This window comes from Pseudomonas sp., assembly GCF_035277045.1.
Classification (GTDB): Bacteria; Pseudomonadota; Gammaproteobacteria; order Pseudomonadales; family Pseudomonadaceae; genus Aquipseudomonas.
The window spans coordinates 1-10,886 of sequence record NZ_DATELE010000137.1 but is presented as its reverse complement, the minus strand read 5'-3'; the positions used below and the strand labels follow the sequence as shown (position 1 = coordinate 10,886).

The window sequence follows — 10,886 nt, the reverse complement described above, 5'->3', positions numbered from 1 at the left end:
CGATCCCTGCTCCTCGATGAGCATCCAGGCGATGGCGGTGGCGTAGCGCAGATTGACGGTCAGCTCCAGGTGCGGACCGCAGAGAAAGGCATGCTGGCTGGCCAGCCCGCGCACCAGGCTGGCGAGTTCCGGATCGCGAGCCAGGAATTTATCCCACAGACAATTGTGACGTGTCTCACCGATCCTGTAGAGCCCGTGCCCGCGCCGGTCGTGCAGCGCCGATCCCAGCGCCGACTGGCTGGCCGCCACTCCCAGCAGCAGGGCTTCGGCGCTTGCGCAGTGGCGGCCCAGGTAGATGAGGGTCGGGCGGATGACGTACTGGCTCAACTCGTTCGCAGCGATACCCATGGTGGCCTCGAACTGAAAATGGCCGACGGGCACTGGAGCTTGGCAGCTGTTGAATGGTCAGGCCCGCCGGAAGCGACATCAGCCGCTCGAGTTGAAGTGTAGTGTGATAACCGTGGTGTAAAGGACTGTTTTTAAATCGATTGAAACAAGCGCCGCAGGGCCTATATGCCTTCAGGCAATTACCGGGTCTGGGCGTAGGGAAAGGTGGCGATAGGCTTGTAGGGAGGTTCGCAGGGCAGGCCGGAGGACCGTGACGGTCGCTCCCATGACTGGCTTGCCCAGGCGAGGAGGGGCTTACGCCGTGAGCGACTGGCGCGTGCGATCGATGATCGCCTGCAGCGGCTCGGCGGTATTGTACTGCTCTGGGTACAGGCGTTCGGTGTGGCAGGCAATGCCATGCTCGTCGACCAAGGTAAAGCTGAAGCTGCCTTTGCGTGGGGCAAAGATCAGGCAGTTCAAAGGGGCAAATGCCTTGGAGAGGGTGCTAACCGCAGCCTGGAAGTGATGATTGTGCGTCATAGTTATTGGATGTTCCTGCAATAGACACGGATTCGAGCCGTGCACGATAAAAACGTTCCAGTAACGCCGTAATTTAGTAGAGGCGCAGGACCAGTCTGGAACAGGGCAGCCAGTTTGGGCGCATTGATATGAGTGGCGCTGGGCTGACTGGTAGGTACATGGGAAGGCAGGCATGCAGCCAGGGCAGGTTCTAGGCCTCTGGATGAAGATCCTGATCAATTTTTCAGCTGGTTCTTGCTGGGGCAGGTATGGATTGCCGAGGGAACCATCGAGTGGGCCGGTCCTGGTTTCGACAGTTGCTGCTCGAGGAGGAGCAGGAGACTGCAAGGACGATGTGGCCGGAATTGACTTTCAAGCTTGGTACTAACGGCGGCCACATTACAGCAGTTTTGCCCAGGTGGCAAGCTTTGATGCTGTTGTCGCGTCGAGCCGAGCAGTATCTCCTAACTTGGCCGCCCTGTGAAGGGGGCAGGACCCTTGGGACAGGGGTGATATACACGTTTTGTTCCTCGGCACGCCTGCTCACCGAGTGGTTGTACACATCGGTGCCCGAGGATGTAACAAGGTCGCAACAGGGCGGCGGAACCCCGCCAATGACTTGACTACGCGCTTAAGTCAATGAAAAAAAACGTTAATCCGAGCTGGTGAAAAAATCGTCAGTTTGACTTTGGGCCCCATTCCATAGGGGTTTGCGGGCTCCTTGAGGGGGTTGTCCACTGAGTTATCCACAGCTTCTGTGGATTGTCCCATGCGCTTGCTCTAGCACGGGCGTGCCAGGATTTTCCACTCTGTCCGACAATCCGCTGCGCACTTCTCTGACAGAAATGCACGACGCTTGAGCGTCAAGAAAAAAACTCAGTTTTTTTTGATTTTTCTGTAGGAAAGCGTCGGGCCATTCGGCGGAAAAAGGAGTAGAGTGGCGCGCCTCTCGAGTTGCCATCGCTTTTTGTCATGATATTTCGCGGTAAAAATCTCGCTGACCCGTCGGCTTCGACTCCCTTGCCTGAACCCAAGCGCTTTTCCCTGAAGGTCGCCTTGTGGCTGCTGGACAGTCCCCGCCTGGGTGACAAGCCCAGCGTCAAGCACTTCGCCGGCCGTCTGCTCAAGCAGCCCGCCCGACAAGGCGTGGTAGTGGCCCAGAGCCGGCTGGGGCAGATGCTCTGCCGGGATTGCGGCAATGCCCGCGACCGGCGCATCGGCCACGAATTGCTGCGCCAGGCAGCCCGTGCGGGCGACCGGCGTGCTCAGCTCGAATACGGCCGCCTCTGCGCGCAGCCCCAAGCCAACGCGCCCGACCAGGCGCGCTACTGGCTGGAGCTCGCCGCCGCCAAAGGCTCGCAGGAAGCACGGCGTCTGCTCAGGCAATTGCCGCGCGCGTGAGGCCCTGGCCGCGCCAGGCTGATAAGCTGCGATCCTGACTCGCAGGATTGATCGGAGTAGCTATGGCGGTGGATCTGGCCAGCATCGTGCTGGGCATGGTGGTAGCGGCGTTGCCGTGCCTGGGCTGGGCGTTGCAGGTGCAGCGGCGGCTGGCGCTGCGCCAGGGCGAGCTGGCCTTGCTGGAGGAGCGCCTGAGTGGCGCGCAACTGGCCCAGGAGGGCCTGCAGGCGCAGCTCGACGCCAGCCGTGACGAAATCAGTGACCTGAGCGAAGCCAACGCCGCCAAGCAGGCCGGCCTGGCCGCCCAGGGCCGTGAGGTCGAGCTGCTGCAGGTCGACCGCGACAACGCCCGCGACGCTGCCCATGCCTGGCAGGTCGAACGTGCTCAGCGCGAGGCCGAACTGCGCCGCCTGGAGGCCCAGGCCGCTGGGCTTTCCGCCGAGCTGCGCGAGCAGCAGGAAAGCCACCAGCAGCGCCTCGAAGACCTGCAGGAAGCCCGCGATACTTTGCGCGCGCAGTTCTCCGACCTGGCCACGCGGATTTTCGACGAGCGCGAGCAGCGCTTCGCCCAGACCAGCCAGCAGCACCTGGGGCAATTGCTCGATCCGCTCAAGGAACGTATCCAGGCCTTCGAGAAGCGCGTCGAGGAGAGCTACCAGCAAGAGGCCCGCGAGCGCTTCTCCCTGGGCAAGGAGCTGGAGCGCCTGCAGCAGCTGAACCAGCGCCTGAGCGACGAGGCGACCAACCTGACCCAGGCCCTGAAGGGCCAGAAGACCCAAGGCAACTGGGGCGAGCTGATCCTTGAGCGCGTCCTCGAGCATGCCGGCCTTGAAAAAGGCCGGGAATACCAGACCCAGGTCAGCCTGAAAAGCGCCGACGGCGAGCGCTTCCAGCCCGATGTGCTGATCATGATGCCCGGCGGCAAGCAGGTGGTGGTCGACGCCAAGGTCAGCCTCACGGCCTACCAGCAATTTGTCAGCGACCCCGACAGCCAGGCCGCGCAGGCCGCGCTCAAGCAGCACGTGCTGTCGCTGCGCAACCACGTCAAAGGGCTCTCGGGCAAGGACTACAGCCGCCTCGAGGGCCTGCACAGCCTGGATTTCGTGCTGCTCTTCGTGCCCATCGAGGCGGCGTTCTCGGCGGCCCTGCAGGCCGAGCCGAACCTGTTCCAGGAAGCCTTCGACCGCAAGATCATCATCGTCAGCCCGACCACGCTGCTGGCGACCTTGCGCGTCATCGACAGTCTGTGGAAGCAGGAGCGCCAGAGCCAGAACGCCCGCGAGATCGCCGAGCGCGCCGGTTGGCTGTACGACAAGTTCGTGCTGTTCATCCAGGACCTGGACGAGCTCGGCACGCGCCTGCAGCAGGTGGACAAGGCCTACGCCGCGGCGCGCAACAAGCTCTGCGAAGGGCGCGGCAACCTCATCAGCCGCAGCGAGCAGCTCAAGCTGCTCGGCGCCCGCGCCAGCAAGAGCCTGCCGGCCGATCTGCTGGAGCGCGCGCTGAGCGAAACGGCCGTTACTGAACCAGGCTCAGATGGCGATTGAGCAGCGCGCGCAAGGCCGCAGGCTTGACCGGCTTGGCCAGGTAGTCGAGGCCTGCGGCATGCACCTGGGCGATGGTTTCGCTGCGCCCGTCGGCGCTGATCACGACCCCCGGCACCGGCTCGCCCAAGCGGGTGCGTAGCCAGGCCATCAGCCCGGTGCCCGTCTCGCCGTCGTCCAGGTGGTAGTCGACCAGCGCCAGGTGGGGGCGCATGCCCTTGTCCAGCAGCGCGTCGCATTCCTGCTGGCTGCGCGCGGTCCACACCTGGCAGCCCCAGCGGCCGAGCAGGCTGTTCATGCCGACCAGGATGCTGTCCTCGTTATCGACGCACAGTACCTGCAGGCCGGCCAGCGGCTGGCTCGTCTGCTCGACCGGCGCGCTGGGCGCGGGTGCCGCGGCGCTGGCCAGCGGCACGCCAACCCGAAACACCGTGCCCCTGCCAGGCCACGAACGCACCTGCAGCTCATGGCCCAGCACCCGGCACAGTCCATCGGCAATCGCCAGCCCTAGCCCCAGGCCCTTTTCAGCGCGGGTCTGGTGGCTGTCCAGGCGCTTGAACTCCTGAAAGATCACCTGCAGCTTGTCGTTGGCGATGCCCGGCCCGCGGTCCCACACCTCCAGCCACAGGCGTCCGTCGCGCCGGCGCGCGCCCAGCAGGATGGGGCTCTTGCCATAACGCAAGGCGTTGGTCAGAAAGTTCTGCAGGATACGCCGCAACAGCCTGATGTCGCTGTTGACCCGCAGGCGGCTGCCGCGCAGGCGAAACTCCAGGCCTTTCTCCCGGGCCAGGGCGGTGAACTCGGCGCCCAGCGCGTCGAACAGCTCGCCCAGGGCAAAGGGCTTGGCATCGGGGGTGATCTTGCCGTTTTCAAGGCGCGAGATGTCCAGCAGGTCGCTGATCAGCTCTTCGGCCGAGCGCAGCGAGCTGTCCATGTGCTGCACCAGCTGCCGGGCATCCTCCGACAGCTCCTCGCCTTGCTGGGACAGCGCGGCCGAGAACAGCCGGGCAGCGTTCAGCGGCTGCATCAGGTCATGGCTGACGGCGGCCAGGAAGCGGGTCTTGGACTGGCTGACCGCCTCGGCGTGGCTCTTGGCCTCGCTCAAGGCCTGGTTGAGCTGCGACAGCTCGAAGGTGCGTTCGGCCACCCGTTGTTCCAGCCCTTCGTTGGCTTCCTTGAGCGCCTGCTCGGCCTCGCGGAACGGCGTGATATCGCTGAAACTCATGACGAAGCCGCCGCCGGGCATGGGGTTGCCGATCAGCTCGATCACCCGGCCGTTGGGAAACAGCCGTTCGGAGGTGTGCGCGCGGCCCTGGCGCATCCAGTGCAGGCGGCGGGCGACGTGGACCTGCGCCTCGCCCGGCCCGCACAGGCCGCGCTCGGCGTTGTAGCGGATGATATCGGCGATCGGCCGGCCGACGCTGATCAGCCCGTCCGGGTAGTTGAACAGCTCAAGATAGCGGCGGTTCCAGGCCACCAGGTGCAGGTTCTGGTCCACCACGCTCAGGCCCTGGTTGATGTTCTCGATGGCGCCCTGCAGCAAGGCGCGGTTGAACTGCAGCACCTCGGACGCTTCGTCGGCGATGCGCACCACGTCCTCGAGCTGCATCTCGCGCCCTTCGATGGCCGCCTTGACCACCGCGCGTGTGGAGGAGGTGCCCAGCACGCCCGCCAGCAGGCGCTCGGTGTGCTCGATCCAGTCGCCGTCAGCGTTCTGGTTGGGGTTGAAGCCCTTGCCCTGGCGGTAGGCGAAGCGGATGAAGCTCTGCCGGGCGCGTTCCTCGCCGACGAAGCGCGCCGCCAGTTGCAGCAGGTCGTCGATCTGCACCGCCAGCAATGAGCGGCTGCCCGGCCGGGCGCTGGTCTGCTGGCCGATGAAGCGGCCGGCCTGCCAGTGTTCCGAAACCCGCGTGCGCGAGAGGATCGACACCCAGGCAAACAGCGTGAAGTTGCCCGCCAGGGACAGCACCACGCCCTGGGTCAGCGGCGTGATCGGCAGGTTCAGCGGGTTGCCGTGCAGCCAGTCCAGCCCGGGGAACAGCGCCAGCGACCAGTCCAGGCTGTGGGCGGTGATCGGCAGCACCAGGGTGTAGAACCACAGGAAGATCCCCGCGGCCAGGCCGGCGAACACGCCACGGCGGTTGGCCTGCTTCCAGTACAGCGCGCCGAGCATGGCCGGCGCCAGCTGGGTCACGGCCGCGAAGGCGATCTGGCCGATGGTCGCCAGGCTCGCGGTGGAGCCGAGCAGGCGGTAGCTGACGTAGGCCAGCAGCAGGATCACCACGATGGTCACCCGGCGCACCGAAAGCATCCAGTGGCGGAACACCTCGAACGGCCGCTCGGCGTTATTGCGCCGCAGCAGCCACGGCAGCAGCATGTCGTTGGACACCATGGTCGACAGCGCCACCGCCTCGACGATGACCATGCCGGTGGCCGCCGAAGCGCCGCCGATGAAGGCCAGCAGGGCCAGGCTTGGGTGAGCCTCGGCCAGCGGCAGGCTGATGACGAAGGAGTCGGAGATCACCGTGCCCGGCAGCAGCAGCTGCCCGGCCAGGGCGATCGGCACCACGAACAGCGCGGCCAGCGCCAGGTACAGCGGAAACACCCAGCGTGCCAGGCGCAGGTCCTGGGCCTCGGTGTTCTCCACCACGGTGACGTGGAACTGGCGCGGCAGGCAGATGATCGCCATCATCGCCACCATGGTCTGCACCACCATCGAGGGCCAGTTGATGGTCTCCTGCCAGTAGCTGTCCAGGTGCGGCGCCAGGCGCGCCTGGCTGAACAGGTCGTCGAAGCCGTCGTACAGGTTGAACACCACGAAGGCGCCCACCGCCAGAAACGCCAGCAGCTTGACCATCGCCTCGAAGGCGATCGCCAGGACCATGCCGCGGTGGTGCTCGGTCACGTCCAGGCTGCGCGTGCCGAAGACGATGCTGAACAGCGCCAGCACCAGCGAGACCACCAGCGCGGTGTCCTGCACCCGGCTGCCGGTGGCGTCGGCGTTGGCGCCGATCAGCAGGTTCACGCCGAGCACGATGCCCTTGAGCTGCAGGGCAATGTAGGGTAGTACCCCGACCAGGCAGATCAGCGCCACCACCACGGCCAGCGACTGCGACTTGCCGTAGCGCGCGGCGATGAAGTCGGCGATCGAGGTGATGTTTTCCTGCTTGCTGATCAGCACCATCTTCTGCAGCACCCAGGGCGCGAACAGCAACAGCAGGACGGGCCCCAGGTAGATCGGCAGGAAGGCCCAAAGCTGCTCGGCGGCCTGGCCGACCGCGCCGAAGAAGGTCCAGCTGGTGCAGTACACCGCCAGCGACAGGCTGTACACCCAGGCACGCAGGCGCGGCGGCAGCGGCGTGCTGCGCCGGTCGCCGTAGAAGGCGATGGCGAACATGATGGCCATATAGGCCAGGGCGACCACGGCGATCAGCCCGCTGGACAACGACATGACAACTCCGCGGCGTTGATGAAATCCCGATCCGACAGTCTCGCACGCCGCCTGCGCTTCGTCAGCGCCGACGTTCGTCGCAGGTGCGGGCAGGGTGCGGTTCGAGTTTTGGACTTGCTGTGCCAGTGCCAGCGAAGAGGCCGGTACTGACACCGCGCCTGATCGCCCCGCACAGGGTTATCATGCCCCCCTGAATTGACAATGCCCAACGCAAGTACAAGGAAGAACGATGAGTCACCCCTCGCAATTCACCTTGCTCGGCAAGCGACGCTTCTTGCCGTTCTTCATCACCCAGTCGTTGGGTGCCTTTAACGACAACCTGTTCAAGCAGTCGCTGATCCTGGCGATCCTCTACAAGCTGAGCTTCGAAGGCGACCGGTCGATCTGGGTCAACCTGTGCGCGCTGCTGTTCATCCTGCCGTTCTTCCTGTTCTCGGCACTGGCCGGGCAGTTCGGCGAGAAATTCGCCAAGGACGCGCTGATCCGGGTGATCAAGCTGGCCGAGATCGTCATCATGGCCATCGGTGCCACCGGCTTCGTCACCAATCACCTGGCGCTGATGCTGCTGGCGCTGTTCGCCATGGGCACCCACTCGGCGCTGTTCGGCCCGGTGAAATACTCGATCCTGCCGCAGGCCCTGCGCGAGGAGGAGCTGGTGGGCGGCAACGGCCTGGTGGAGATGGGGACCTTTCTGGCCATTCTCGCGGGGACCATCGGCGCCGGGGTAATGATGTCCAGCATCCACTACGCGCCCAACGTCGCCATCGCCGTGGTCGGGGTCGCCGTGCTCGGCTACTTGTCGAGCCGCTGGATACCGCGTGCGGCCGCCGTCGCGCCAGAGATGAAACTGGACTGGAACATTTTCACGCAGTCCTGGGCGACCCTGCGCCTGGGCCTGGGGCAGGCCCCGGCGGTGTCGCGCTCGATCGTCGGCAACTCGTGGTTCTGGTTTGTCGGCGCCATCTACCTGACCCAGATCCCGGCCTACGCCAAGGACTGGCTGCACGGCGACGAGACCGTGGTGACGCTGGTGCTGACGCTGTTCTCGGTGGGCATCGCCGTGGGCTCGCTGCTGTGCGAGCGCCTGAGCGGGCGCAAGGTCGAGATCGGCCTGGTGCCGTTCGGCTCCTTTGGCCTGACCGTCTTCGGCCTGCTGTGGTGGTGGCATTCCGGTGACGTGCCGGCCGCGGCCGCGCCGCACGACTGGCTGTCGCTGCTGGGCCTGGCGCAGGCCTGGTGGATCCTCGCCGCGATCCTTGGCCTGGGTGTGTTCGGCGGCTTCTATATCGTGCCGCTGTACGCCCTGATCCAGGCGCGTACCGCCGAGCACGAGCGGGCGCGGGTGATCGCCGCCAACAACATCCTCAACGCGCTGTTCATGGTGGTCTCGGCCATCGTCACCATTGTCCTGCTGAGCCTGGCCGAGCTGTCGATCCCGCAGCTGTTCCTGGTGGTGTCGCTGCTGAACATCGCCGTCAACGCCTACATCTTCCGCATCGTGCCCGAGTTCACCATGCGCTTCCTGATCTGGCTGCTCAGCCATTCCATGTACCGCGTCGAGCACCGCGACCTGCAGCGCATTCCCGACGAGGGCGCGGCACTGCTGGTGTGCAATCACGTGTCCTTTGTCGACGCGCTGCTGATCGCAGGCGCCGTGCGTCGGCCGATCCGTTTCGTCATGTACTACAAGATCTACCGCCTGCCGGTGCTCAACTTCGTCTTCCGCACCGCGGGGGCGATCCCGATCGCCGGGCGTGGCGAGGACGCCGGCACCTACGAGCAGGCCTTCGCGCGCATTGCCGCGTCGCTGGCAGCGGGGGAGCTGGTGTGCATCTTTCCCGAGGGCAAGCTCAGCAGCGATGGCGAGATCGACGTGTTCAGGAGCGGGGTCAAGCGCATCCTGCGCGAGACGCCGGTACCGGTGATTCCGCTGGCGTTGCAGGGGCTATGGGGCAGTTTCTTCAGCCGTGATCCGGCCAAGGGCGTGTTCCGGCGCTTCTGGTCGCGGGTGACGGTGGTGGCGGGGGAGGCGGTCGAGGTAGAGGCGGCACATCCCGAAGCGCTGCGCGCGCGGGTCAGCGACCTGCGCGGCAACGTGCGGTAGGGCGTTGAATCGAGGTCAGCTGGCGCTGACCTTGAGCCCGATCAGGCCGCAGACGATCAGCGCGACGCTGACCAGGCGCACCAGCGCCATGGATTCGCCGAACAGGATGATCCCGGCAATGACGGTGCCCACCGCGCCGACGCCGGTCCAGATGGCGTAGGCGGTGCCTAGCGGCAGCTCCTTCATGGCCAGGCCGAGCAGGCCGAGGCTGACAGCCATGGCGGCGACAGTCAGCGTGGTGGGAAGCGGGCGGGTAAAGCCGTCGGTGTATTTCAGGCCGACGGCCCAGCCGACCTCGAACAGGCCGGCGAAGAACAGAATGATCCAGGACATGGCGGTAATCTCCATCAGACAAAGGCTGGGGCCGTCCCCGAATCGTTCACGCAGCGCGTCGTGAGGCCGTCCTCACAGTGCGCACTATAGTGCACAGTCACTGATGCCCAGGCAAGTCCTCAGGACGGGCGAGCAACGTGCTCGCCCTCTGGCGCCGCGGGCTCTTCCATGCGCCGGAACCAGGTCGAGAGCAAGGCCCCGGAGATGTTGTGCCACACGCTGAACAACGCGCTGGGCACCGCCGCCAGGGGCGAGAAGTGCGCGCTGGCGAGCGCCGCGCCCAGCCCCGAGTTCTGCATGCCCACCTCCAGCGCCAGCGACTTGCGCTGGGCCAGCGGCAGCTTGCACAGCTTGCCGGTGAGGTAGCCCAGCAGGAAACCGAAGCTGTTGTGCAGCACCACCACCGCCATGATCATCAGGCCGGACTCGGCGATCTTCGCCTGGCTGGCCGCGACCACCGCGCAGACGATCATCACGATGCTCACCACCGACACCAGCGGCAGCACCTGAACCGCCACCTGCACCCGCGCGCCGAGCAGGCGCTGGGCCAGCACGCCGAGCACGATCGGCAACATCACCAGCTGCAGGATCGACCAGAACATGTCCATGAACGATACCGGCAGCCAGGCCGAGGCCAGCAGCCAGATCAGCGTGGGCGTCAGCAGCGGTGCCAGCAGCGTGGTGACCGCCGCGATCGCGACCGCCAGCGCCAGATCGCCCTTGGACAGCCAGACCATGACATTGGAGGCGGTCCCGCTCGGGCAGCAGCCGACCAGGATGACCCCCACGGCGATTTCCGCCGGCAGGTGGAACAGCTGGCACAGCAGCCACGCCACCCCCGGCATGATCACGAAGTGCGCCACCACCCCCAGCGCAACCCGCCAAGGCTGGCGGGCCACCGCGGCGAAGTCGTCCAGCTTGAGCGTCAGGCCCATGCCGAACATGACCAGGCCCAGCAGCGGCACGATCCAGCTTTTGAGGCCGATGAACCACTGCGGCTGGAAAAACGCCAGGCAGGCGAACAGCAGCACCCACACGGCAAAGGTATTGCCGACGAATCGGCTGAGGGCGGCGAGGGCACGCATGGAGAATTCCTTCTTCTTATATAACTATCAAAACAAGACCGCTCCTGTGGGAGCGGCCTTGTGCCGCGATCGGCCCCTGGGGGCCGCAAAACCTGTCGACTCGATCAACCGGACAGAGAGCG

At 65.5% G+C, this 10,886-nt stretch carries 8 protein-coding genes; 3 read left to right on the top strand and 5 right to left on the bottom strand.

The genetic code is table 11. The features are described from left to right. Both VJS90_RS06190 and VJS90_RS06185 read right to left on the bottom strand, forming a co-directional pair. Window positions 1–348: hypothetical protein (locus tag VJS90_RS06190; protein WP_324120097.1), on the bottom strand; the 348-nt coding region annotated here is incomplete at its 3' end. A gap of 294 nt (window positions 349–642) precedes the next feature. Then, window positions 643–867, bottom strand: a complete 225-nt coding sequence (locus tag VJS90_RS06185; RefSeq protein ID WP_324120095.1) for a hypothetical protein — start codon at window positions 865–867, stop codon at window positions 643–645. 951 nt (window positions 868–1,818) lie between these two features. On the opposite strand from VJS90_RS06185, the gene VJS90_RS06180 reads away from it, so the two are divergent. After that, the gene (locus VJS90_RS06180; RefSeq protein WP_324120093.1) at window positions 1,819–2,247 is read left to right on the top strand and encodes a sel1 repeat family protein; all 429 of its coding nucleotides are present in this window, start codon (window positions 1,819–1,821) and stop codon (window positions 2,245–2,247) included. Window positions 2,248–2,423: 176 nt separating this feature from the next. Next, window positions 2,424–3,794: a DNA recombination protein RmuC gene (rmuC, locus tag VJS90_RS06175; RefSeq protein ID WP_324120099.1), complete on the top strand. Its 1,371-nt coding sequence runs from the start codon at window positions 2,424–2,426 to the stop codon at window positions 3,792–3,794. On the opposite strand, the gene VJS90_RS06170 is transcribed toward rmuC, so the two are convergent. Further along, on the bottom strand, window positions 3,766–7,242 hold the full coding sequence (locus VJS90_RS06170; RefSeq protein ID WP_324120091.1) for a NahK/ErcS family hybrid sensor histidine kinase/response regulator: 3,477 nt from the start codon (window positions 7,240–7,242) through the stop codon (window positions 3,766–3,768). The genes rmuC and VJS90_RS06170 overlap by 29 nt on opposite strands. Window positions 7,243–7,471: 229 nt before the next feature. Between VJS90_RS06170 and VJS90_RS06165 the strand changes: the two genes are divergently transcribed. Next, window positions 7,472–9,346, top strand: coding sequence for an MFS transporter (locus VJS90_RS06165; protein WP_324120089.1), 1,875 nt, complete (start codon window positions 7,472–7,474; stop codon window positions 9,344–9,346). A gap of 15 nt (window positions 9,347–9,361) precedes the next feature. On the opposite strand, the gene sugE is transcribed toward VJS90_RS06165, so the two are convergent. Then, complete coding sequence (sugE, locus tag VJS90_RS06160; protein WP_324120087.1) at window positions 9,362–9,679, bottom strand: quaternary ammonium compound efflux SMR transporter SugE; 318 nt, start codon at window positions 9,677–9,679, stop codon at window positions 9,362–9,364. Window positions 9,680–9,798: 119 nt separating this feature from the next. After that, complete coding sequence (locus VJS90_RS06155; RefSeq protein ID WP_324120085.1) at window positions 9,799–10,764, bottom strand: bile acid:sodium symporter family protein; 966 nt, start codon at window positions 10,762–10,764, stop codon at window positions 9,799–9,801. Between the last annotated feature and the right edge of the window lie 122 nt (window positions 10,765–10,886).